This window comes from Microcystis sp. M31BS1 (assembly GCF_020245285.1).
In the GTDB taxonomy this organism is placed as follows: Bacteria; Cyanobacteriota; Cyanobacteriia; order Cyanobacteriales; family Microcystaceae; genus Microcystis; species Microcystis panniformis.
This window is the reverse complement of the sequence record NZ_JADBVE010000345.1, coordinates 1-24815: the sequence shown is the minus strand read 5'-3', so window position 1 is coordinate 24815 and position 24815 is coordinate 1. Positions and strand designations below refer to the sequence as shown.

The 24815-nt window shown below is 43.3% G+C and carries 22 protein-coding genes, 1 pseudogene and 1 CRISPR repeat array; of the genes and pseudogenes, 8 read left to right on the top strand and 15 right to left on the bottom strand.

Annotation, left to right across the window (positions count from 1 at the left end; genetic code table 11):
* The 7 genes and pseudogenes from IM509_RS19530 to IM509_RS19500 form a co-directional block, all read right to left on the bottom strand.
* Complete coding sequence (locus IM509_RS19530) at positions 1 to 408, bottom strand: hypothetical protein (protein ID WP_002757498.1); 408 nt, start codon at positions 406 to 408, stop codon at positions 1 to 3.
* A gap of 19 nt (positions 409 to 427) precedes the next feature.
* Positions 428 to 1255 (bottom strand): RAMP superfamily CRISPR-associated protein, encoded by an 828-nt coding sequence (locus tag IM509_RS19525; RefSeq protein WP_002782202.1) that lies wholly within the window; start codon positions 1253 to 1255, stop codon positions 428 to 430.
* Between the two features lie 142 nt (positions 1256 to 1397).
* On the bottom strand, positions 1398 to 1523 hold the full coding sequence (locus tag IM509_RS19520) for an AbrB/MazE/SpoVT family DNA-binding domain-containing protein (protein WP_002757501.1): 126 nt from the start codon (positions 1521 to 1523) through the stop codon (positions 1398 to 1400).
* Positions 1524 to 1804: 281 nt separating this feature from the next.
* On the bottom strand, positions 1805 to 2788 hold the full coding sequence (locus IM509_RS19515; protein WP_185237421.1) for a type III-B CRISPR module-associated Cmr3 family protein: 984 nt from the start codon (positions 2786 to 2788) through the stop codon (positions 1805 to 1807).
* 10 nt (positions 2789 to 2798) lie between these two features.
* Positions 2799 to 4223: pseudogene (locus tag IM509_RS19510) on the bottom strand (Cas10/Cmr2 second palm domain-containing protein).
* Between the two features lie 7 nt (positions 4224 to 4230).
* Positions 4231 to 5262 carry an SAVED domain-containing protein gene (locus IM509_RS19505; RefSeq protein WP_185237420.1) on the bottom strand — a complete coding sequence of 344 codons (1032 nt, stop codon included), beginning with the start codon at positions 5260 to 5262 and terminating at the stop codon, positions 4231 to 4233.
* Positions 5263 to 5277: 15 nt separating this feature from the next.
* A complete protein-coding gene (locus IM509_RS19500) occupies positions 5278 to 5880 on the bottom strand; it encodes a Uma2 family endonuclease (protein ID WP_185237419.1) in 603 nt (200 codons plus the stop codon).
* 661 nt (positions 5881 to 6541) lie between these two features.
* A CRISPR array of direct repeats spans positions 6542 to 7233; the repeat unit is 36 nt; unit sequence CCTTACCTATTAGGTCAAATAGGATTAGTTGGAAAC.
* A 649-nt stretch (positions 7234 to 7882) separates the two neighbouring features.
* On the opposite strand from IM509_RS19500, the gene IM509_RS19495 reads away from it, so the two are divergent.
* Positions 7883 to 9166 (top strand): protein kinase domain-containing protein, encoded by a 1284-nt coding sequence (locus IM509_RS19495; RefSeq protein ID WP_185237850.1) that lies wholly within the window; start codon positions 7883 to 7885, stop codon positions 9164 to 9166.
* 32 nt (positions 9167 to 9198) lie between these two features.
* On the opposite strand, the gene dps is transcribed toward IM509_RS19495, so the two are convergent.
* Positions 9199 to 9732, bottom strand: a complete 534-nt coding sequence (gene dps / locus IM509_RS19490; RefSeq protein ID WP_072924884.1) for a DNA starvation/stationary phase protection protein Dps — start codon at positions 9730 to 9732, stop codon at positions 9199 to 9201.
* 223 nt (positions 9733 to 9955) lie between these two features.
* Positions 9956 to 10687: a glutathione peroxidase gene (locus IM509_RS19485; RefSeq protein WP_052276244.1), complete on the bottom strand. Its 732-nt coding sequence runs from the start codon at positions 10685 to 10687 to the stop codon at positions 9956 to 9958.
* A gap of 281 nt (positions 10688 to 10968) precedes the next feature.
* Between IM509_RS19485 and IM509_RS19480 the strand changes: the two genes are divergently transcribed.
* Positions 10969 to 11919: an undecaprenyl-diphosphate phosphatase gene (locus IM509_RS19480; protein ID WP_185237849.1), complete on the top strand. Its 951-nt coding sequence runs from the start codon at positions 10969 to 10971 to the stop codon at positions 11917 to 11919.
* 12 nt (positions 11920 to 11931) lie between these two features.
* On the opposite strand, the gene IM509_RS19475 is transcribed toward IM509_RS19480, so the two are convergent.
* From IM509_RS19475 to clpP, 4 genes are all read right to left on the bottom strand, one after another.
* Positions 11932 to 12789, bottom strand: coding sequence for an alpha/beta fold hydrolase (locus IM509_RS19475; RefSeq protein ID WP_052276246.1), 858 nt, complete (start codon positions 12787 to 12789; stop codon positions 11932 to 11934).
* A 343-nt stretch (positions 12790 to 13132) separates the two neighbouring features.
* Positions 13133 to 13339 carry a hypothetical protein gene (locus tag IM509_RS19470; protein WP_002737934.1) on the bottom strand — a complete coding sequence of 69 codons (207 nt, stop codon included), beginning with the start codon at positions 13337 to 13339 and terminating at the stop codon, positions 13133 to 13135.
* Between the two features lie 21 nt (positions 13340 to 13360).
* Entirely contained in the window at positions 13361 to 14695 is a 1335-nt protein-coding gene (clpX, locus tag IM509_RS19465) for an ATP-dependent protease ATP-binding subunit ClpX (protein WP_002758596.1), read from the bottom strand.
* Positions 14696 to 14705: 10 nt separating this feature from the next.
* Positions 14706 to 15407: an ATP-dependent Clp endopeptidase proteolytic subunit ClpP gene (clpP, locus tag IM509_RS19460; RefSeq protein WP_002736918.1), complete on the bottom strand. Its 702-nt coding sequence runs from the start codon at positions 15405 to 15407 to the stop codon at positions 14706 to 14708.
* Between the two features lie 65 nt (positions 15408 to 15472).
* On the opposite strand from clpP, the gene IM509_RS19455 reads away from it, so the two are divergent.
* Complete coding sequence (locus IM509_RS19455; RefSeq protein WP_287717329.1) at positions 15473 to 15634, top strand: hypothetical protein; 162 nt, start codon at positions 15473 to 15475, stop codon at positions 15632 to 15634.
* A 38-nt stretch (positions 15635 to 15672) separates the two neighbouring features.
* Here IM509_RS19455 and tig read toward each other — a convergent pair whose 3' ends face one another.
* A complete protein-coding gene (gene tig, locus IM509_RS19450; RefSeq protein ID WP_052276247.1) occupies positions 15673 to 17070 on the bottom strand; it encodes a trigger factor in 1398 nt (465 codons plus the stop codon).
* A 324-nt stretch (positions 17071 to 17394) separates the two neighbouring features.
* On the opposite strand from tig, the gene IM509_RS19445 reads away from it, so the two are divergent.
* Positions 17395 to 18432: an aspartate-semialdehyde dehydrogenase gene (locus tag IM509_RS19445; protein WP_052276248.1), complete on the top strand. Its 1038-nt coding sequence runs from the start codon at positions 17395 to 17397 to the stop codon at positions 18430 to 18432.
* 185 nt (positions 18433 to 18617) lie between these two features.
* On the opposite strand, the gene IM509_RS19440 is transcribed toward IM509_RS19445, so the two are convergent.
* A complete protein-coding gene (locus tag IM509_RS19440) occupies positions 18618 to 18764 on the bottom strand; it encodes a hypothetical protein (RefSeq protein WP_287717328.1) in 147 nt (48 codons plus the stop codon).
* Here IM509_RS19440 and dapA point away from each other — a divergent pair.
* From dapA to dxs, 4 genes are all read left to right on the top strand, one after another.
* Entirely contained in the window at positions 18752 to 19642 is an 891-nt protein-coding gene (gene dapA / locus IM509_RS19435; RefSeq protein ID WP_072924875.1) for a 4-hydroxy-tetrahydrodipicolinate synthase, read from the top strand. The two genes, IM509_RS19440 and dapA, sit on opposite strands and share 13 nt — an antisense overlap.
* Positions 19643 to 19881: 239 nt before the next feature.
* The gene (locus IM509_RS19430; RefSeq protein WP_052276250.1) at positions 19882 to 21630 is read left to right on the top strand and encodes a ribonuclease J; all 1749 of its coding nucleotides are present in this window, start codon (positions 19882 to 19884) and stop codon (positions 21628 to 21630) included.
* Between the two features lie 174 nt (positions 21631 to 21804).
* The gene (larB, locus tag IM509_RS19425; protein ID WP_052276251.1) at positions 21805 to 22575 is read left to right on the top strand and encodes a nickel pincer cofactor biosynthesis protein LarB; all 771 of its coding nucleotides are present in this window, start codon (positions 21805 to 21807) and stop codon (positions 22573 to 22575) included.
* Between the two features lie 73 nt (positions 22576 to 22648).
* Positions 22649 to 24559, top strand: a complete 1911-nt coding sequence (gene dxs, locus IM509_RS19420; protein WP_052276252.1) for a 1-deoxy-D-xylulose-5-phosphate synthase — start codon at positions 22649 to 22651, stop codon at positions 24557 to 24559.
* Positions 24560 to 24815 lie beyond the last annotated feature (256 nt).

Below are 24815 nucleotides of genomic sequence, written 5' to 3'. Positions count from 1 at the left end.
TTATCGCTCCTTTGTTCCTTTATATCTTTGAGTCCACCAAACTAAACAATCGCATAGTTGCGTTAAAACAGCGAGGGTAATTCTCTGGTCTTCTAGCTTTAATTCCCAGAGTTTTTCTGCCATTGCTTGAACAGATTCGGTATCATTTACCTGTACGGTATCGTTAGGGATAGGAATCCCCGCTTCTGCCATGGTTTCGACTAATTTATCCCAAGTTTCTTTCCAGTATTTTGCCTTATTGGTTTCCTTAGATTGTAAGCGCAGATGTTCACCCCAGAATCTTTCTAGTCCATAGGAAACGGATTCACGCATTTTAAAAGATTGATTGAGAGAATCTCGATCCCGTAGTTTGGCAGCGAGAACTAATTTCTGAGCAATGCGATCGAGATTGTATTCTTTCCAAGCCATAATATTAGATAAAATGTAATTATTGATTGGCGTAGTTTAAAATAGTAACTTGGCAACGACCAAAACCGATGGATTCTAATCCTCCGAAATATAATTCTTTTTGGTTTACCGATTCTCCAAAAGGTTGCCATCCTGTTTCTTTGCAAGCAATGGGAAAAACTAAAATACTACCCACGGGTAAAGCTTCCACATTGAAAAAAGCTCCTTTTTCTGTATCCACTTTTTTCTGACCTTCTAGTAGTTTAACCCGGCTTTGTCGGTAGAGTGCCATATCGTGCAGCATGGATATATCGTTATCATCAACGACGACTAATTGAGAAGCTTTTAAATCCGCTTGCGGGGGAATCCAGGGGGAAAGCTCCTCTAAGTGTTCAATTTCGAGAAATCCTAAGTTAAAAAATAAAACTTTGCTATTGCGGTTAACTCCCTGCACTACTCGCGCTTGTAAACTAGGGGAAGCAGTATAGGGATTGGGTACTTTTGCAGACATTCCCGTGATTTGTTTATAGCGTTTTAATAATAGGGGAGAAGTGACCCAAACTATCGGCTGCCCCGGACAAAATACCGGCAACCAAACGAGGGAAGCATATTCAAATTTAACTTTTGCTTCGGTGGTCCCTCCGTCTTCTTGTCCTGGGATTGTTTCGTGTCCGTACCATGTACGTTTTTCATCTATATTGTTCATATCGGCACGAAAACGGCCGCGAATAGAACTACCGGGGATAATTGCTGTTTGGGTGAATTGGTCACGAAAAATGAGGTTAAGATTACCCGTTTCTTCTCCTGCGGTTGCTCCCACATGAAGGGGTGCTAAGGTTTCAAGTATGCCATAACTTTTGTGATACATTTTTGGGTAAAAGTGAGTATTTTAGATGCTTAGGGATTATTCTAAACTAGGTTAACATTAATGTCAGGATTTTCTAAGATTTTGTTAATATTTTATCGTGGTATTTAGGCTATTAGGACAGCACAAAGTTATAGGTTTATTCCTAATCAATTGCAACACCCTTTAATAATTCATCGATTTCTTTAGCCATTTCCTCTGTGTAAGGAGTGAGAGAAGAAGGGTTTTTAAAGGCATCTTCTACCAAAAAATCTAAAAACATACGCAGCATTTTATTTTTGCTAATTTTTGAGCTTTGATTATTACCACTTTTTCAATAATCTAATAAAGCTTTTCGAGGAAATCTCGTTTTTACTTTTGCCATAGCTATCACTTATACTCGTCTCATTTACCCTACTCAATAATTAGCTGGTTATAATTAAATTAAAAATGGATTTTAGGTTCGATCCCCCCTGCCATCTTGATAAGGTAGGGTTGATTCATGGATCAACCCTACCCTTGATAACGGGGGTGTCTGATAATTTTTAACGCCTACCTACTTAATTATAGGCTTTATTTGGCAATATTTTCTAAGGGTAAGGCTAATCCGCAGCCCCAACGTTTGAGAGAAACCCCTTCGGTGGGGAACCAAGATTCCTGCCAATTTTGCCAAGATGGTAAGGGGTTTTTTAAGCGATAAACTGTTCCTGCGGGAACTGCATAACGTCCCCTAGATAAGCGCTTAACTTTATCTTTTCCTCCGAATCGATAACGATAGGTTATTGGTCTTTCGGTGTTGAGGGTTTCTAATTGCCAATCACTGGGATTGCGAGTTGATAGGCGATTTGTTCCCCAGATTGCGACAGTAATGAGGGCAAAATATTGACCGACATCTTGATTAAATAAAGTTTGGAGATGGCTGCTTAGTTCAAGTGATTTAACTTCCACTAGATGGGATTCCCCACCAAAGCGATACCAGCCATTTTCTAGGGGTTGATTAGCTAAATAAACTAGACAAGCATCTGGATGTAACTGGACGGCATTTTCGAGGAATAATTCTCCAGTTTTTACCTTTCTTTGCTCCTCTAACAAACGCGGATGGAGATGGGGATGATATTGCCACGGAGAACCATAGGCTTTTTGAGGATTATACCATTGGTTGATAGGAATCCAACTATCTCGATCGAATTTTCCCTCAATTTGTTTACTGTCTTTCTCTTGCCATTTTTCTTGCCATGTTAAGGTGTGTTGAATTTTTCCATTGTCGTTATTTTCTTGGTCTTGAAAATAATTTGCGATGGGTTTTTTAGCCAGATAAATGAAGGGAGTGGGGACAAAAAAGTTATCCGGTTGTTCACTGTTTGCCCAAAAAGGGCCGGCAATTTGTAAATCGCGAATATTGGTGGGATTGCTGTGAGCAAATAGTCCCGAAACTGTGGCAGCAGTGGGGGGAAAACGATTTCCTGAACGTCCAACTAGATTTTCTGGAGACAGAAACGGACCGGCACTACCGTAGAGAAATCCCAAAGGTTTAATTATGATCAGATATTGCAACATTTTTCTATGTTTAGGTGAGATGATTGGCCACTTTTGAGAGGTTAATTACCCAGTTATTTTTATCTTGGTGAGAGGTGGTATCGATGGGTATATTTTGATTAAAATAAAGGTTAAAAACTGCATTGGCAATATCGTGATTATCATCGGTAAAAGCGCGGCGATTTTCTAAAGTTGCTATATCATTATAGAAATGTGTCCAGTTTTTTCCTTCACTGCGATCGCAATAACTATCGAGGATATCTTTTAAGTTTTCCCAGGGACAAACCCACTCTAAATAGTTACCACTGTTAAAAAGGATTCGCACCGCTAGACGATTTTTACCTTGATTTTTAGCGGATTTTTCTGCTTCTCGACATTGTTGCAATATGTCACGCTGAGGAACTCCTGAAGCTGCCCAAACAAAACCGACGCTAACAGTTATATCCTGAGAATAACCGTGTTTTGTCCAGATTTCTCGATGAAATTGATCAAACCAATATAGACAATCTTGTAGGGTTAATTTTAGTTCGGATTTTTGTGGAAACAAAACCCCTAGAAAGTCATCTCCTCCTCCATAAATAATGCGACCAAAGTTAAGATAATTTTCTAGTTCTTCTCCCCATTGTCGCATTCTTTGACTAAATTCTTTTCTTGAGGATATGGACAGATTTTTTAGGTAATTTCCCATCCCGTCACCGTCCCCTTGAAACCATCCTGTATAGGATTTTTCCTCGTAGCGATTTAGTTCTACAAATTTTTTAGGAAGTTCTAGGTTTAAAGGCTTGCCAATATCATATAATGTAATCATTCTTTTGACTAATTCGGGAATGCTAAGACGTTCGGTTTCATCGAGGATAGCATTAGAAAGTTTTTGACTTAATTGCTGATAAAATTCAGTGATTTGCTGATTTTGTTGGGAAATACTAGAATATAAAGGATGGGTTTGATCCGTCATTCCATACCAAACAATGGCATCGGAACCCGATAAGCTAGAACTTTCTCCTTGCCAATTAATTCCCGTCCAATCTCGTTGATATTTTTTCTGTTGCAGACTTTTAAACGCACAATCGATCGAGTCCTCTTGCGCCCAGAAGAATTCCCAAGTATGATTAATCCATAGGTTCCATTCTCGTCGCCAAGTATAATTGTATTGTGGTAAATTTTGTTCAATCCAAACCCGACACTTATTAACCACTTTTTGCCATGCGTCATCGAAGACTTGTTCGGCCTCTTTTTTGGGAAAATTACCCGCGATTAAGATTTGGTTGGGAGTTCCTCTTTTAACGTCAATTAAAGCCGGAGAAATAAGGCTACATTAAGGATATTTATCCGCTGCCTGACAGATAGCATCGGCAAGATAGGATAATAAAAAAGAACCACCGTATAAGTCCCTTAGTTTACGCGATTTTTCGATGAATCCTTGCACAGGAGCAAAGGTAATTACAGTATAGTTCATTTTATCTTTATTGTCCTCGATAAAGTTTAAATTCCTGAAGATTAATAAGATTTCTGTAGGTAGAATTTTCGTATTGAGTTAGGAGAATTGGCCAGTATTGTTGAACGGCCATTCCGACAAGTATTCCCAAAGTTATAGGCATGGAATAAACTAGCTTAATCTCTTGATAGTTTTTTTGTTGAGCGATGTTGATAGTTTTAAAGATTTCTCTAGAATATTGTAGCCAATCTTCATTTTTTTCGATTGTACCACTGCCTTTACTTTTCAGATAAATTAAATCGCCGTAGTTTTCGATACTCTGATCATTAAGATTAATTTTATGGGAAGAAACATCGATGGCTATAGTTACTCTATCTTGACCTTTTTCGGTGACAACACGCTCAAATTTTTCGTATTCCTTAATATCTTCTTTGAGTTTGCGATCGCTAATTGCCACCACAGGATAATAACTATCAGAAGATTTATTATATTGAAAGATTTTTACTCCTTCAGTAGCGAGAATAGTGCCGACCATAATAGCGACGCTAATCGGACCGATATAGGCAAGATAAATAATAGTATTTTGGGGAGTTTTTTTCTTAAGTTTCTCTAGATTATAGCGTAGTATTTGCAGAAAAGTTTTCAGCATTTCTTGATCATAAATATCACAGGAGTAGTTAAAAATTAAATCTGTTTCGCTAATATTGAGATACTGGTCAAGATTATTTTGATGCTCTTTGTATTTATTTTCTGTTTCGATGATATTAAAAAGCGATTGCAGAGCCTTATTACTATCGGCAGGATTAGCAATATTAATCACTATCGGTAGAGGAATCGCCTGATGTTTATAGAGGTCGTATTTCTGAGATTCTAGCCAGATACCGATGATAACTAGAGCCAAAGTAATCAGAAAAATTAGATAATATCCCTGGCCAAATTGATCGGCAATTAGTGCCAAAATAGCGGCGATGGCTAATGCTGCATTGGTGAGGGGATTAAAGATAATATTATAGGGATATTGACGCAGATTACCCAGGACATTTTTAAGAGATTTCAGCATAACTTTACTAGAGATTTAGGGCATAATATCGAGAAGACACAGAGACAATTCGGGAAAAACTGCCGAACTAATGCGCTCATAAAGACGATATAATTTTTGTTGATATTCATCACCTTCTAGCTGACAAATAGTCAAAGTAGGCTGTTTGGGTTTACCGATAAAAGAGATGCCACCCAATCCACGAAAATCGACAATCCAATATTCAGCAATACCTAAAGATGAGTATTCTTCAACTTTGCGTGCATAATCATCTTGCCAATTACTACTAACCACTTCTACCACTAATTTAATTGCTGGGGAGCTAGTTAAAATTGGTTGTTTTTCCCAGAGAGGTTCGGTGCTAAAGTCCACTTCATCCAAAATGATGACATCGGGACGTAAAGCAGTAGCTTGACCGGATTCTGGACGGAGCAAACAGTTTTTAGGAATTGTCCAGAGTAGATGTAATCGCAAGATTTCTCCCCACAGTCTTCCTGCGATTTTTCCCGCTACGGATTCATGAGGTCCGGTGGGTTCCATGTCTCGCAACTCCCCGTCAATTAATTGATAGCGTGGGTCATCTCCATACTGGTTTAAAAAGTCTTCAAAAGTGAATAATTTAGGAGATAGGTAGGTCATGATTTTTATCGGATTAGACCTAAAACTTGTTGTTGTTATCCATGATACTAATGACTCGCCAGAATCGGGGGATTTTTGGGGTTAAAAAATCCTTAAAAAAAACTCCCACCCCCGCTACCCTCCTTAATCAGTAGCTAGACAATTAAGTAGGTAGGCGTTAAAAGTTGTCAGATCCCCCCGCCTATCGGCACCCCCCTTATCAAGGGGGGCAGGGGGGATCGAACCTAAAATCCATTTTTAATTTAATTATAACCAGCTACTTAATTACAGATAATTACTTAAGCAAAATTAATTACACATCCAGAGGCGGAAACTGTACGCTAAAGTAGTAGAAAGGGTCAATCCTCAAGAGGATGATGTGCGCTTCTATGGGATTTCCGAAGAAGCTGTCTCTAGATTGTTGGTGATGGGAGGTTCTCCTCCTCAACCACCCCCAAATCTCTACATCATCTAGCTTGTCCCCCAACTCTTGACTGAAAATCGATGCACCCCCTCCCCGACCTAAAACCCCGATTCTCTGGTTAGATGTGTCGATTGCTCTCCCAGTCAGGGTTCTACCCTTTGGTATCGGGACTTTTACCCCCCTCAATACCACCTTTTTGGAGATGCGTCGATTTGGGGGTCTGTCTTCCCCTCTCGATGAGACTTTCCAAGGGGTACTCCTTACCTATTAGGTCAAATAGGATTAGTTGGAAACTTCTTGAAGAGCGCATTTAACTCATCCTCGTTCGTGATCCTTACCTATTAGGTCAAATAGGATTAGTTGGAAACAGATAACGAACGTGAGGATTAGCTAACAAATTACGGACTAAACCTTACCTATTAGGTCAAATAGGATTAGTTGGAAACCTTTTGGCCCTAGAGTCTGTACAATCTGGGCAGCCCCCCTTACCTATTAGGTCAAATAGGATTAGTTGGAAACCCTCATTTAAGGCTGCAAAAACAGCAGGCATATCAACCTTACCTATTAGGTCAAATAGGATTAGTTGGAAACCCATAAATCAGCACCGCTTTAAAAATGCAAGCGGCCTTACCTATTAGGTCAAATAGGATTAGTTGGAAACAACTGGGCATGAAGCTCTGCTAAGGTTTTTAATGCCTTACCTATTAGGTCAAATAGGATTAGTTGGAAACGCTGTAAAATCTAAAGCGTACATGGGGATTTGCCAAACCTTACCTATTAGGTCAAATAGGATTAGTTGGAAACATACAACAAATATTCAAGGAGTCTTTTTACCTTCTTCCTTACCTATTAGGTCAAATAGGATTAGTTGGAAACCATTGGGTGATGTCTTGCCATAGATAATCTTGGTATAGCCTTACCTATTAGGTCAAATAGGATTAGTTGGAAACTAGAAAAAGGGTTTCTTTATAAACCCTTTTTCTGCCTTTCAATTTTGTCGAAATATCTATAAGTAGGTGGGTGGAATTAAATATAAAATGAACGTAGGTTGGGTTGAAGCATGAAACCCAACGCCCGATTATGTTACGCTACCGCTAACCCATCCTACAAATAATTGTGCCTACCTACTTAGGACATTCTGGGCGCACGCGATGCGCCCCTACCATTGGCACAATAATAATAATATTATTGTAGGGGCGAATTGCATTCGCCCTCTTTAATTGGAAACCCTTTTTCTAATAAATTGTGTCAAATATATCTTGACAAAAATCGATAAAAATGCTACAATTGGGCGTGAGTGTTCGCTAAAACTGAAAACATAGTTAAGACAGTAATATGTTCAGCAATCCGTTAGGATTCCTAACAATAAAAAGTCATGGCAGTCTTAGAAATGCTCACCGTTCCCTTTTGCTCTCCCCTTGCCGGCAGCCTTGGCGAATAGATAATTAAAATAACTCAAATAGGACTGCCCTAGCAGTTCTTTCTAGGTAAAGCGGCAATTTTTAATCAATTGTTAAAATATTAAAAGGATGCTAAAGATAGCGGCTAGAGTTTCCAGAGTGAGCTATCCTAGAGATAGTACTTACTCCATCCTCCCCCATGCTCGATCGAGTTCTCCATAGTCGTTATCAAGTCCAACAGTTACTAGGAAAAAAAACTATCTTAGCGAGGGACAGACACACCACCCAGTTAGTTATCATTAAACTTATTTCTGTTCCTAGGGGGCAAGGGAGTCAGTTTATCGAAGAAATAACCGGTAAAATTGCCCTATTGCGACAACTCTCTCACCCATCTCTCCCCAAATACCTCGATAGCTTTGAGATAGATTCATCCCAGGAAGCAATCATCGCTATTGTCCGACCTTATTTATCAGCGCAGCCTGTAGAAAACTATCTAAACTCCAGTTATTTGTTAGCAGAACAAGATCTCAAACAAATTGCCAAATATCTTTTGGAGATTCTCTCCTATCTCCATCAGCAGGATGTCCCCATTAACCACGGCAATATTAAACTTAGTAATATCCTCTTTGATACCCAGTCCCATCGTTTTTATCTAGTTGATTTTGCCTTTGATTCCGATTCTCCCACCACCGACTTACAGGATCTAGGCAAAAGTTTGATCAGTTTAGCCACGGGGATTAAGCATCGTTACATACCCGAAAACTTTGAACAAAAAACTAATCTAAGCGCTTTTTTCATCTATTGGTTAAAAAGATTATCAAACTCCCCCCCAGACTCTCATTTTCGTTCGGTGACAGAAGCTTTAGCCAGCTTATATAGTTGTCAATTGATCCTAGTATCTATTGGCAATCTGACCAAACCCTACGGCAGCGAAGTTACTGTTTATAAAAAAGATAATCTCCTGCAAATAAAAATCGCTAGTAAAACCAAACAAAAGTTTTTCAACAATCTCAAAACCCAGTTAAGACAGTTTTTACCATCCCTATTCTTTACGATCATTCTCTTAACCATAGTCGGTATTTATGATCTCAAACTGGTCGCTTTTTTAATCCCGATTATCCTAATTTTTCTGCTCAATTTAATCTCCTCTAGTTTATCTTGGCAGTTATGGAAATCTTTTTGGCAGGGGGAACTAGAGTTAAAAATTACCCCCAAAAAAGTTTCTCTCTACCAAAAACTCTGGGGGCTGAAATTTAAACTAAATGCCGATGCTGCTAGTTCCGAAATTTATAGTCTCCTCCGTCGCAATGTCACCGTCACTATGCAGGGAGAAAATGTTAATATTATTCCTCCTTGTCTGGTTCTCGTTGCCAACCATCGAGAATATGTTATCACTGCCAGTGAAGATGTTAGCGAAGCCGAATTAGATTGGTTGGCACAACAATTAAGCGATTGGCTACGTTTACCGATTACGAGAATTTAAGGTGTATTAAGCTAAGTTAATACACCCCAAATTTATCTGATAACATCTTCCGATTTAATCAGATGCGCTTCTAGGAACCAGAGACGTTTATCGATGTCCCGGGAGATTTCCGTATAGAGATCCGCTGTGTCAGCATCCCCTTGATTGCCAGTGGTATCAATAGCAGAACGAAGATGGGAAGCGTATAAGGCATAACGTTCGGCTAAAGCAACGATATGTTCACTACCATCGACGATATCAGCCGGATATTCTGGCAGAATCGAGTTAGCGGCGGCGATGCGCGCTGTTCCCAAAGCGGTTCCACCTAAAGCGGTAATCCGTTCTGCTACCATGTCCCCATAGTCTTCTAATTCCGTGGCCATTTCGTCGAAGAGGCTGTGCAATTGGTAGAAATTTAAACCTTTGACATTCCAGTGGGCCTGTTTAACCTGAGTTTTTAGGTCTAAACTAGCGGCAAGGGTTTGGCTTAGGATTTCAACCATAGCTTTGCGGATATCTAATGCTAAATCGATGCGGGTGGCGTAGTATTGTCCCGTGGTTTTGGTTTTGACTGGAGTGGCTACCATAATCTTTCTCCTTGATCAGTTAACAGAATACTTGATAATTTTCTCACTTGTGTCCGTGTAGAGGGGACTGATTTTGATCCTAAAATTAAGCTCAAGCTATACACATCCCCTTTCAGAATTGATTAACATCGCCCTCAGCCGTCAGCTAGATAATAGTGTTGATAACTAGAAAAATGGCTAATTAATTGAAAAATCAGAAGCTGACAGCTGATAGCTTAATTAATTATGCTCCTAAATAAGCCGCTAATTCTTCCGAACCACCAATTAACTTGCCGTTAATGAAGACTTGCGGGGTGGTGGTATTACCACTCATGGCCCGCAGAGAACGACTGGTGGCATCGCGTCCGAGGATAATTTCTTCGTATTGTAGGCCTTTTTCTTCTAACATTTTCTTAGCCCGGAGGCAGTAGGGACAGCCCACTTTCGAGAAAAGAGAGACTAAAGGCGGTTTTTTGGCTTCTGGGTTGATGTAGTGTAACATCGTTTCTGCATCGGAGACTTTGAAAGGATCTCCCGGTTCTTCCGGTTCAATGAACATTTTCTCGATAACACCATCTTTGACTAGCATCGAATAGCGCCAAGAACGTTGACCGAAACCTAAGTCAGCTTTATCGACTAACATCCCCATTCCTGCGCTAAATTCGCCGTTACCGTCGGGAATCAAGACGACATTATCACATTCTTGATCTTTTGCCCACTCGTTCATGACAAAGGTATCATTCACCGACAAGCAAACAATACTATCTACGCCATTTTCCCGAAAAACCGGGGCTAATTCGTTATATCCGGGTAAATGGGAGGTGGAACAGGTGGGAGTGAATGCCCCGGGTAAGGCAAAAAGAACAACGGTTTTTCCTTTGAATAATTCCTCGCTGGTGATGTTCACCCATTGATTATTTTGACGCACGGGAAAGGTGACATCGGGAACTCTCTGTCCTTCTCGGTTTGGTAGCATAATCTTCAACTCCTAATTACTAAGTCGTACTCATTTCGAGTTTGTCTAAATTAAGTGTACTCATAACGACTATGAGTTGTCAACAAGTATTTATACTTAAATTAGGAGACAGGAGATAGGAGACAGGAGACAGGAGATAGGAGACAGGAGACAGGAGACAGGAGACAGGAGACAGGAGACAGGAGACAGGAGAATGGGAAATAGACAAAAGGCAGTAATATTGATTAGTTAATTTCCCTAACCCCCCACACCCCACACCTATCCCCTTTTTTTACTGAAAAATGATGTTTTCCTTCCTGAAAAAAAGCTATAAATGGCTAGGACTAGCGATAATAACGGTGATTTTGGCGATTACACCCGCCGCCATTGCCCAATCAACCACTAGCGCCATACCTCTGGCAAAAATTAACTGGTTACAGGCGATTTTTTTGGGATTTGTGCAGGGAGTGACGGAATTTTTGCCGATTAGCAGTACCGCTCATCTAAAAGTGATTCCCGTCTTTTTGGGTTGGGGAGATCCCGGTGTCACCTATACGGCAGTGATTCAATTGGGCAGTATTGCGGCGGTATTGTCCTATTTTTGGCAGGATTTAAGGCAAATATCCACAGGAATGGTGAAAGCGGTGGCTAGTTCCGATTATCGTTCCCAGGATTTTCGTTTGGCCGTGGGGATTATCCTAGGCACAATTCCGATTGTTTTCTTCGGTTTGTTAATGAAACTTTTCATTCCCGATTTAGATAATTCCCCCCTGAGAAGCATGACAGCGATCGCCTGTGCCTCTATAGTCATGTCTTTACTCTTAGCTACGGCCGAAAAAATCGGGAAACATAAACGCAGTTTTGAGACTTTGCGACAAAAAGACGGGGTTTTAATGGGATTAGCCCAAGCTTTAGCCCTAATACCGGGGGTATCTCGTTCTGGGTCCACCTTAACTGCCGGGTTATTCATGGGTTTAGAAAGGGCAGTAGCAGCGCGATTTTCCTTTCTGCTGGGGATTCCGGCGATAACTTTAGCCGGTTTAGTGGAATTTAAAGGCGTTCTCGACCAGATTAACACCAGTGAATTAATTCCCCTCGTTATTGGGGTAATTTCCTCGGCGATATTTTCCTATCTTTCGATCGCTTGGTTATTAGATTATCTCAAAAAACAGAGTACCTGGGTTTTCGTCTGGTATCGTCTCTTTTTCGGGGTTACTATCCTGATTGGTGTGGCCTTGGGGCGTTTTTCCTGACCTTTTGGCATTCTAATTAATTTCCAAAAAATCTCGCAATTTTTTTAGATAAGTAGGGGCATCTTCTAACATGGGAAAGTGAGCAGTATTAGCCATCTCCACATACTGGATATTATTATTCAAATCCGCCGCCATTTTGCCCATTTTGGCGGGGATAATAATGTCTTTTTCCCCTGATACTAAAAGAGTTGGTACCTTAATCTCGGCAAATTTACCCGGCATAATTTCCACTGCCTTTTTACTCACAGATGTATAAATTGTGCCTAGGGCGGCCTCGTAATCTGCCGCTAAAAAATCTTCTAAAAAAGCAATTCTTTCTGATTTTGGGATCGATCGATGCAAAAATCTCGCCATAAATAATCGATCGGCAAAAGGTACTTTTAAAAACCAATCATAACGAAACTGTACCACATACTTACCGAATTTATGAAAGGCAGCAAAAGCCGCTTTATTATACTCAAAAATGCCATTACAGGTTAAAATTGCTTTGACCACTCTTTCCGGGTACATAGTAATAAAAAAAGTCGCCACCGATGCCCCCATAGAGTGACTATTGAGATAGATTTTTTCGATTTCCAAACTATCTAAAAACAAGGCCAAATCAAGGGCATATTCTTCTAAATCGTAGGAAAGATCGGGGGATTTTTCTGGCAATTTAGACCGACCAAAACCCCGCATATCGTACAATAAACAATCAAAGCGATCGCAAATTGCCGCAGCGGTTGATCGCCAATAGCGTCCCGATCCTCCCCAACCATGAATAAACACCATAACCGGCTTTTTCTGGGCAGATTCTGACCCCCGAATCCACTCGTAATAGTGGGGAACACCGCGGACAGTGACTGTTTGATCGATTATTTGAGTTTTCATGATAGTTAAGTAGGGAGGCACAATTATTTGTAGGATGGGTTAGCGGTAGCGTAACCCATGCGGGCGTTGGGTTTCATGCTTCAACCCAACCTACGTTCATCTTATATTTAATTCCACCCACCTACTTAAGTAGGGAGGTACAATTATTTGTAGGATGGGTTAGCGGTAGCGTAACCCATGCGGGCGTTGGGTTTCATGCTTCAACCCAACCTACGTTCATCTTATATTTAATTCCACCCACCTACTTAGATACCTAGCCATCCTCGTCAAGAGTTTTGCCAACGCCGCGCATCTGTGTCCGATAGTCGTCCGATTGTCTTAAGGATAACGAACGAGAACGATTTCAAGCTTCGAGTAATCGTTCATAGATGTCGTCTTCCAGATTATCCCAAATCTTAGCGAGAGCAGTTTCGCTGACTTTTTGCCAGAAATCCGAGTTTGTCTCCTCCGGGATGAGGGTGACTAAAACCCTAGTACCCTCTGGAATCGGCACGGATTCGAGGAGTTCGATCCGGCCTTCTTTGACAATTGCGGGAACGGTGTTCAGCATGGTTAACCTCGATTTTTCCCCTTAAGCGGATTCTTGACTGGGTAGAGAGGAAGGATGAACCAATAGATCTGCCGTGGAACGTTTTTCCACCATTTCGCGGGTGATTAAACATCGTTTCACGTCCTTGCGCGAGGGCAATTCGTACATGACATCGAGCATTAATTCCTCGACAATACCCCGTAGGGCCCGGGCCCCGGTTTTGCGACGATAGGCCTCTTGGGCGATCGCTAGGACGGCATCAGATTTAAACTCTAACTGTACATTGTCCATCTTCAACAGTTTTTGATACTGTTTCACCAAAGCGTTGCGGGGTTGGGTCAGGATAGCGATTAAAGCTTCCTCATCCAGGGGTGAAAGCGCCGCCAGGATGGGAATCCGACCGACAAACTCTGGAATCATGCCAAATTTGACTAAATCATCGGGAGTCATTTGTTTTAATAACCCTGCCGCCACCTTATCCTTACTAGCTTGGCTATCTCCCGGTTGAATAAAGCCCATGGATTTTTTACCGAGACGCTGATCGATCACCTTATCTAAACCGACAAACGCCCCACCGCAGATAAACAGGATATTGCTGGTGTCAATCTGAATACAATCCTGATAGGGGTGTTTGCGGCCGCCTTGGGGGGGAACATTGGCGATCGTTCCCTCTAACATTTTCAGTAAAGCTTGCTGTACCCCTTCTCCGGACACATCCCGGGTAATCGAGGTATTTTCGCTCTTACGGGCAATTTTATCGATTTCATCGATGTAGATAATGCCCCGCTGCGCTTCTTCCACGTCTAAATCTGCCACTTGTAACAGACGCAAGAGAATATTTTCCACATCTTCCCCCACATAACCGGCCTCGGTTAAAGTGGTGGCATCAGCGACAGCAAAAGGTACATCGAGGATTTTAGCCAGAGTTTGAGCTAGAAGGGTTTTTCCCGATCCCGTCGGACCAATTAACAGAATATTAGATTTTTGCAGTTCGATGCTATCTTCTGGACTACCGCCACCGGCTTTTTGGGTTTGGATATCTTTGAGGCGTTTGTAATGGTTATAAACGGCCACAGACAGCACTTTTTTCGCCTCATTTTGACCAATAACGTAGTCATCGAGGTGTTTTTTAATCTCTCTTGGTTTGGGAATTTGTTCCCAAGTGGTTTTGTTTTGGCCCGATCGCCGTTTGTTGGGGCGTTCCTCCACTGGGGCGACCGGACTGGGCGGTTCCATCAATTCCTCATCGAGAATTTCGTTACACAGTTCCACACACTCGTCACAAATATAGACCCCCGGCCCGGCGATTAATTTTCGCACTTGTTCCTGGGATTTGCCGCAAAATGAACACTTGAGGTGGGAGTCGTATTTAGACATAGTTTATTATTTACAGGGAAGTAACGGGAACGGTAGGATCGGGCAGTTCGGGACGGGAAATCACCAGATCGATTAACCCATATTCTTTGGCTTCGACGGCCGACATGAAAAAGTCCCGTTCGGTGTCGTTGGCGATGCGATCGTAGGGTTGACCGGTGTGATGAGCCAGCATGGTATTGAGTCTCTGTTTAATATAGAGGATCTCTTTAGCTTGGATGGCGATATCACTAGCTTGACCTTGGGCGCCGCCGAGGGGTTGGTGAATCATGATCCGGCTACTGGGTAGGGACATCCGTTTACCTGCCGCGCCACCACAAAGCAGGAATGCTCCCATACTAGCGGCTAAACCGAAACAAATTGTCGCCACGTCGGGGCGAATTTGTTGCATGGTGTCGTAGATAGCTAGTCCGGCATAAACGGAACCACCGGGGGAGTTGATATAAAGTTGGATATCCTTTTCGGGATCCTCTGCCTCCAAGTAGAGGAGTTGGGCGACGATCGAATCAGCGACCTGATCATCGACGGGGGTTCCCAGAAAGACAATTCTCTCGCGCAGGAGTCGAGAATAGATATCAAAAGCCCGTTCACCCATGCCAGACTGTTCGATTACCACGGGTAAAACGTTAGCTAGGGAGTTTCTCCCCGTGTTGGCGTAGATAGCAGGGCGACAATTACTGGTAATTGGGTAGTCAGGTGATCTCGATTCGAGCATAATTTTTTCGGTTCCGCTATCACAATCTTAGGGGTTTTGCTTGGCTGTGGAGCTTTTACTGGCAAATGTTAAGCATCTTTAGCACTTCTGTCCATCTATTATGCCCTAAGTTTTCCCCGGTTGGCAGGAATCAGTTATCAGTTATCAGTGAGCAGTTATCAGTTATCAGTTATCAGTTATCAGTGATCAGGGAGTGGGGGAATGGGGGAATTCAAGCAATACCCTAAAACCCCAACACCCCAACACGACTGCTAACTCCTTACGGTTATTCTTCCTCAGCCTCAGCTGCCAACACTTCCACTTCGGTGAATGCGAAGGTTTCTTCTGTTTCCTCCTCCTCGGTTGTTTCTTCCTCTAGGGAACCTTTGGGGACGAGGGTGATAGTAGCCTTTTCTTTCAGCCATTCTAGGGTGTTTTCCGCCAGCATTTCTTCGGTGATCACCTGTTCCAGACGCTGCATATCTATGTCGCGATCGGACAATTGCTCCATGATTTTAGCGATTTTTTCCGCTACCGCTTCGGGACTGACTTCAATGCTGGCGACTTTAGCCAATTCCTGTACCACGAGAGTCTCTTTCAGACTTTCGATCGCATCGGGACGGGTGTTTTCCCGCATTTTGGGAATATTATCTTTTGTAAATAACTGGTTGACATCTAGCCCCATTTGTTGAAATTCCATGAAGCTTTGGGTCAAAATATGCGTCACTTCCTTTTCGATCAGCGTCTCCGGTAAATCTAAAGTCGCACCTTTGACCAATTCCTTGGTTAAAGCGTCATAAATGCTTTCTTTGGTTTCCTTCTCCGCTTGTTCTTGGAAACGTTTCTCTAAACTCGCTCTTAATTCGGCGATTGTTTCCTGATCGCTGACTTCTTGGGCAAAATCGTCGTCAAGCTCCGGTAATTCCTTTGCCTTTAACTCTTTCATCGTAATTGTAAAGATTACCGCTTTTGCTGCCACATCCTCTTTCGGATAATCTTCTGGGAAAGTTAAAGTCATCTCTTTGACTTCTTCCGGTTTCATGCCGATAATTCCTTCCACCATCCCCTCGATAAAGCGTCCTGCTTCCATATCCACCCGCAGATCTTCGCCGTCAATATCCGGGATATCTTCGCCAGTTTCGGCGGATTTTCCCCGATAATCAACGATCGCCACATCTCCCAGCTGCGCCCCGCGATCTTCCACGGGAACCAATGTCGCTAACTGTTCTTGACGCTCTTTAAACCAATTTTCCACGGATTCGGGATCATAAACGGTTTCTTCGGCAGTAACGCTCAGATTTTCGTAATCTCCGAGAATAATTGTCGGGGCCACATCCACGGAAACTGAAAAAGTCAAAGCTTTACCCGGTTCATAGGCAGCGATCAAATCCTCAAACTGAGACAATAGCTGGGGATTACCCAGGGACTCGATCCCCTCCTGTTTTAGGGCAGATTCGAGGCAATTTTCGATTAATTCCTCAATTACCGCCGCTTTTACCGCTTTAGTTCCCAATCTTTGCAGAAGAATCTGACGGGGAACCTTACCGGGGCGAAAACCGGGTATATTGGCCGACTTCGCTAAATTATTTACCACTTTCTCGTGGGTGTTTTTCGTGGTTTCGGCGGGAATTTCAATTTCTAAACCTATCTGACTGGCAGGAAGCTTTTCCTGAATAACTTTCATTGATTTTTCTAGCTCTTACGACAAGGAACGTTTATAATAGGGTGAGCGGTGTTTACGCCTGCGGTGGATCCGTCCCGCTCATGATATTCTAGGGGAATAGCTGCAGTTGCTCCCCAAGCTGTCACAATCTTTTTATTTTAGCGGTCAATGGGGTATATTTAATTTATTCCGTCCTTGGGGCAGTTAAGCCCAATCAGAAAATTTTGCTGATCAAAAGCCGATCAATCCAAGCTTGAGAATAACTCGGCGGACAAAAAAGATTTTTTACTGTAACGATTTCTTCGGATCATCATCATCACCCAACTCGTCAGGAGGTAACACAATTTGAGTCAAAAAGTACGGGTCGCTATTTTAGGGGCCACCGGGGCCGTGGGAACGGAATTACTAGAGTTATTAGCTAGTCGTCAATTCCCTCTCGCTAGTCTAAAATTACTGGCTTCCGAGCGTTCTGCTGGAAAAACCCTCGATTTTCGGGGCGAAAGTCTCCTAATCGAAGCGGTAAACGAGCGCTCTTTTCAGGACGTGGATATCGTTCTCGCTTCTGCGGGGGGATCCACCTCGAAAGCTTGGGCGAAAACTATTGTCGAGTCGGGTGCGACGATTATCGATAACTCCAGCGCTTTTCGCATGAATCCCGAAGTGCCTCTGGTTGTCCCGGAAATCAATCCCGACAGTGTGGACAATCACCGGGGCATTATCGCTAATCCCAACTGTACGACAATTCTTTTAGGAGTGGCGATCTGGCCTCTCCACCAAGTACAGGCGCTCGAGCGAGTAGTAGTTTCTACTTATCAGTCCGCTAGTGGTGCTGGAGCGCGAGCCATGGAGGAGGTAAAACAGCAAGCGCAAGCAATTCTGGACAATCGGCAACCTCCCACTAATTCCTTCCCCTATCCCCTCGCTTTTAATCTTTTTCCCCACAATACCCCGATTAATGGTCAAGGGTACTGCGAGGAAGAAATGAAAATGGTCAACGAAACCCGCAAGATTTTTGCTTGTCCAGAGCTGCGGGTTAGTGCCACCTGTGTGAGGGTTCCCGTCCTGCGCGCCCATTCGGAATCGGTTAACCTAGAATTTAGTCGGCCTTTTTCTGTGCTGAAAGCCAGAGAAATTCTTGAGTCTGCTCCGGGGGTAAGATTAGTGGAAGATTGGGACGCTAATTATTTTCCCATGCCAATTGATGCCACCGGTCGCGATGAAGTATTAGTGGGACGCATTCGTCAAGATATCTCCCATCCTAACGGTCTAGAATTGTGGCTATGCGGCGATCAAATTCGCAAGGGTGCGGCTTTAAATGCTGTACAAATTGCCGAACTTTTAGTTAAGAAAAATCTCGTCGGTTCAAGATTAGCAACAGTTTGATAGTTAAGCTATCAGCCATCAGCTAGATCAAGGCAATGATAACTAGAAAAATAGCTAATTAATCGTCGGATAAATAAAGTCTGAAAGCTGATTGCTGATCGCTCAAAAACTGATAACAAAGGACGAATCTAAAACCTAATTTGTTAAGCTAAAAGCTTCGATGTACTTAGTTGATAACCTTCTTTTTAGGTAGGAGGATTGCCAGATTCTTTCTTTTGCCTCTTGCCTTCAGAAGCTGATAACTGATAACTGATAACTGATAACTGATAACTGATAACTGATAACTGATAACTGATAACTGATAACTGATAACTGATCAATGAGTGAAACATATTTTGGACGAGTAATTACGGCGATGGTGACACCCTTCACCGTCGAGGGTCAAGTTAATTATGGGATGGTGGAAAAATTGGCCGATTATCTAGTTACCCACGGTAGCGATGGTATAGTGGTCTGTGGGACGACGGGAGAATCACCCACCCTAAGTTGGCAGGAAGAATACGAACTATTTAGTATTGTCAAAAAAGCGGTTAATGGTCGGGGAAAAGTGATTGCGGGGACGGGTTCTAATTGCACTTCCGAAGCGATCGAAGCGACCCAACAGGCTGCTAAACTGGGTTTAGATGGTTCTTTACAAGTGGTTCCCTACTACAATAAACCTCCCCAAGAGGGTTTATATGAGCATTTTCGCGCCATTGCCAAAGCTTGTCCCGATCTGCCAGTAATGCTTTATAATATACCTGGTCGCACGGGTCAAAATATGACCCCAGAAACGATTATTAAACTGGCAGCAGTTGATAATATTGTGGCGGTAAAAGAAGCTAGTGGTAATTTAGAACAAACCTGTAAGATTTACTGTCATACTCCTGAAAATTTCGCTATTTATTCCGGCGATGATTTTCTTACCTTACCCCTAATGACCTGTGGTGCGGTGGGAGTGGTCAGTGTTGCCAGTCATCTAGTGGGAGAAGAAATTCAAGGGATGATTCAAGCTTTATTAACTGGAGATGCGGCCAAAGCGATCGAGATTAATTTGAAATTATTTCCCCTGTTTAAAGGTTTATTCTGTGCCACTAATCCAATTCCAATTAAAGCGGCCTTAAATCTAGTCGGTTGGGAAGTGGGGGGTCTAAGACTTCCTTTATGTTCCCTAAGTCCCGAGCTAGAAGAAGGATTAGCAAAAGTTATGCAAGAATTGGCTTTAATCTAGAAAAATATTAGAAAATTTGGCTAACTAAACTAGGATTTTTTCGAGAAATAGGTTATAATGTTAATAGCTTAACTAGAAAAGAAATATAGTTTAGAACTGCTAGAAAGTATTGATACTAAGTGAATTTAACTAGGTGTTATTTCCCTAGTTAGAATAAGTCTAACTATCCATTTTTTGAGATTTCCCGTCCACAAAAACCACCTGAAAAATCACCATAACTTACCATCAAAGGATACCTAATGATTCAAGATAAAACCCAAGCAAAACTAAAGATCATTCCACTAGGAGGACTACACGAAATCGGCAAAAACACCTGTGTTTTTGAATACGATGATGAGATTATTCTCTTGGATGCTGGTTTAGCTTTTCCTTCCGATGATATGCACGGGGTCAATGTAGTGCTTCCCGATATGACTTATCTAAGAGAAAATCGCCATAAAATTAAGGGTATGATTGTCACCCACGGTCACGAAGATCATATCGGTGGCATTCCCTACCATCTCAAACAATTTGATGTACCAATTATCTACGGTCCGCGTCTAGCGATGGCTTTATTGCGGGATAAATTGGAAGAAGCAGGATTAGTAAATCGTACTAAATTAGAAACCGTTGCTCCTCGGCAAATGGTGCGTTTAGGTAAATCTTTCATGGTGGAATATATCCGCAATACCCACTCGATCGCCGATAGTTTTTGTGTAGCAATTCACACTCCTTTAGGGATAATTATTCACACAGGAGATTTTAAAATTGACCATACTCCCGTCGATGGCGAATTTTTTGATCTGCAAAAAATTGCCGAACATGGCGAGAAAGGGGTGCTATGTTTATTGAGTGATTCCACTAACGCGGAAGTACCCGGTTATACTCCCTCGGAAGCTTCCGTTTATCCCGGTTTAGAGCGGGTTTTTAACCAAGCAACGGGACGGATTATGATCACTACCTTTGCTTCCTCGGTGCATCGGATTAATCTGGTGTTGAAATTGGCCCAGAAATTTAACCGGAAAGTGGTGGTAGTGGGTCGATCGATGTTAAATGTCATCGCTCATGCGCGCAATTTGGGGTATATAAAATGTCCCGACGATATATTTGAACCCCTGAAAGCGACCCGCAATTTAGCCGATGATAAAATCGTCATTTTAACCACAGGCTCCCAGGGGGAACCTTTAGCGGCCATGACGCGGATTTCTAAGGGTGAACATCCTCATATTCGTGCGCGTCAGGGGGATACGATTGTCTTTTCCGCTAATCCGATTCCGGGTAATACGATCGCTGTGGTCAATACAATTGATCGCCTGATGATGCAGGGTGCTAACGTAGTTTACGGACGCGATAAGGGAATTCACGTTTCCGGCCATGGTTCCCAAGAAGACCATAAATTGATGCTATCTTTGACGCGGCCGAAGTTTTTTGTGCCAGTGCATGGAGAACACCGAATGCTGGTCAAACACGCTCAGATGGCCCAAAGTATGGGGATTCCCGCCGAAAATATGGTAATTGTCAAAAATGGTGACACGATCGAGTTAACTAGCGATCGCATTGGCCTCGGCGCGCCAGTGCCTTCGGGAATCGAGTTAGTTGATCAAGCGGGTGTGGTCCACGAACACATTATGCAGGAAAGACAACAATTAGCCGAAGATGGTGTGATTACGATCGCCGCCTTCGTTAACGCTGAGGGACAATTAAGCGCACCTCCAGAGATTAATTTGCGCGGTGTGGTGACAAAAGTGGAAATCCCGCTGCTGAATCAGTTAATTATTCGGGCGATCGAACGCTGTTTAAGCGATCGCATTGGTGAATTTAAAACTGCGACGGGGGACCCAGATTGGGCCGGTTTGCGGGCCGAAATCGAGACGACTTTGCAACGTTTAATCAAACGGGAGTTACAGAGTCAACCTCTAGTGATTTTCCTCCTGCAAGCGGCGGCAACGGAACCAGCGAACAATCGTACTTATCGCCGCCGCCGTCCCGCAGCTACCATGGCCTCCTAATATCAGTGAGCAGTGAGCAGTAATCAGTGAGCAGTAATCAGTGAGCAGTAATCAGTGAAAAGATGGCAAGAAACTGCTATTTAATACTGGTCACTTAACACATACTGCTCACTTAAAACTCAAATCTGATAACTGTTAACTTACCCACTGATAACTGATAACTGATAACTGATCATGTTGCACGCTGCCGATTTGCGATCGCTGCTGACCGCCGTTGCCAGGGGAGAAATTAACCCGGAGACAGCCTTAGATAAACTTAAACATCTGGCCTTTGAACCGGTGGAAGACTTCGCTAAAATTGACCATCATCGTCAATTAAGAACGGGATTTCCGGAGGTTATCTGGGGGCCGGGTAAAACCACCGCTCAAATCGCCCAAATTATCAATGTTTTGCGTCAAAATAGTCCCGTGGTTATGGCCACCCGGATTGAAGCAGAGATAGCAGCCCAGCTACAGGAACAGGTGACAGACTTAGTTTATTATCCCTTAGCCCGCATCTGTGCCATTGCCGCAGCTGCCCCAGAAAATCCCCCAAAAGGGATAATTTCCATCCTAACGGCGGGAACTGCCGATATTCCCGTAGCGGAGGAGGCGGCGGTTACTGCTCAATTATGCGGTTTTTCCGTGCAGCGTCTTTGGGATGTGGGAGTAGCGGGAATTCATCGCCTCTTGAATCATCGCCATCTATTGGATGCCGCCGATGTGTTAATTGTTGTTGCGGGAATGGAAGGAGCCTTACCAAGTGTGGTAGCGGGATTAGTCGATCGCCCGGTGATCGCCGTTCCCACGAGTATCGGTTACGGAACCAGTTTCGGTGGTATTGCTCCTTTGTTAACTATGCTCAATTCCTGCGCGGTCGGCATCGGTGTGGTTAATATAGATAATGGTTTTGGGGCTGCCATGTTAGCCGGCCAAATTTTACGCACGGCGGCCAGATTAGCTTAGATTTTTACTCATCTCAGACTGGAAATCCTATACAGTTGGTATAGGGATAAACTACTTTGAAAAAGAAGCCGATATGCACCTAAGTGAAATTACTCATCCCAACCAGTTACATGGTTTATCACTCCGTCAATTAGAAGATATTGCCCGTCAGATTCGCGAAAAACACCTCCAGACGATCGCCGCTACCGGTGGACATTTGGGACCGGGGTTAGGAGTCGTAGAACTAACGATCGCCCTTTACCAAACCCTCGATCTCGATCGCGATAAAGTCCTTTGGGACGTGGGACACCAAGCTTATCCGCACAAACTCCTCACCGGCCGCTATAACGATTTCCACACCCTGCGCCAAAAAAACGGCGTTGCGGGCTATCTAAAACGTTGTGAGAGCAAATTTGACCATTTTGGGGCTGGACACGCCTCCACGAGCATTTCTGCTGGGTTAGGAATGGCTTTAGCCCGGGATGCCAAGGGGGAAGATTTCAAGGTGGTATCGATCATCGGGGATGGCGCTTTAACCGGGGGTATGGCCCTAGAAGCGATTAACCATGCTGGACATTTACCGAACACCAACATCATGGTTATCCTCAACGATAACGAGATGTCCATTTCCCCCAACGTCGGGGCAATTTCCCGCTATCTCAATAAAGTTCGTTTGAGCGAACCCGTCCAGTTTATCGCCGATAATCTCGAAGAACAATTGAAACACCTACCCTTCTTCGGTGACTCCCTCACCCCCGAAATGGAACGAGTCAAAGAAGGGATGAAACGGTTAGCAGTTCCCAAAGTCGGCGCTGTCATTGAAGAATTGGGCTTTAAATATTTTGGCCCGATTGATGGTCATAATATTCCCGAATTAATCGCCACTTTTAAACAGGCCCACAAGGTTCACGGACCGGTTTTCGTCCACGTTGCCACCGTTAAAGGCAAAGGCTACGAATGGGCCGAAAAAGATCAAGTGGGTTATCATGCCCAAAATCCCTTTAATTTAGCCACGGGTAAACCGATTCCCTCCAGTAAACCGAAACCTCCCGCTTATTCTAAAGTTTTCGGGCATACTCTCACTAAATTAGCGGAAAATGACCCGCGCATTATCGGTATCACCGCCGCCATGGCCACCGGGACGGGATTAGATAAATTTCAGGCAAAACTACCGAAACAGTACATCGATGTGGGAATTGCGGAACAACACGCCGTTACTCTCGCCGGTGGTCTTGCTTGCGAAGGAATGCGCCCAGTTGTCACTATTTACTCTACTTTCCTGCAGCGGGCTTTTGATCAGATTATTCACGATATCTGCATTCAAAATCTGCCAGTTTTCTTCTGCATGGACCGGGCCGGTATTGTCGGGGCCGATGGACCGACTCACCAAGGGATGTACGATATCGCCTACCTGCGTTGTATCCCCAATATGACCATTATGGCCCCGAAAGATGAGGCGGAACTGCAAAGAATGGTCGTAACGGGGATTAATCATACCAGCGGCCCCATTGCCATGCGTTACCCCCGGGGCAACGGTTTAGGGGTTCCCCTGATGGAAGAGGGTTGGGAAGCTTTACCCATCGGTAAGGGCGAAATTCTCCGCAGTGGCGATGATATTCTCCTGTTAGGATACGGCACTATGGTTAACACTTCCCTACAGGTGGCCGAAATCCTCAGCGAACACGGCATCGAGGCCACAGTGGTTAATGCTCGTTTTGTCAAGCCCCTTGATACAGAACTTATCTTTCCCCTTGCCCAACGTCTTGGTAAGGTGGTGACTTTAGAAGAAGGTTGTTTGATGGGTGGTTTTGGTTCTGCGGTTTTGGAAGCTTTACAGGATGCTAATATTCTAGTTCCGGTCAAGCGTTTCGGGGTTCCCGATAAATTAGTGGACCACGCAACACCAGAGGAATCCTTCGCTGATTTGGGTTTAACCAGTCCCCAGATTGCCGAACAGGTTTTGGCGGCATTTTTTAGCCAAAAACAAACCGCTAACGTTGGTTAAAATCTCAAGATTAGCTTGGCCAGTTTTCCCGAAAAATTAGGGAAGACTGGCTTTTTTTGGTCTAGATAGTCAATGAACACTGCCGGCAATAAATAGGGTTTGCGGCAAAAAGTACGGGCGAAGCATTCGGACAATAACCTATCGGTGAAACTGTAGATTTTCGGCGTTGTCAAATTGAAAGATGCTCCCAATCAGCACCGGAACGGAAATTACTTTGATAGGAAAGATTACCCTGCATCTTGACAATTAGTGTTTA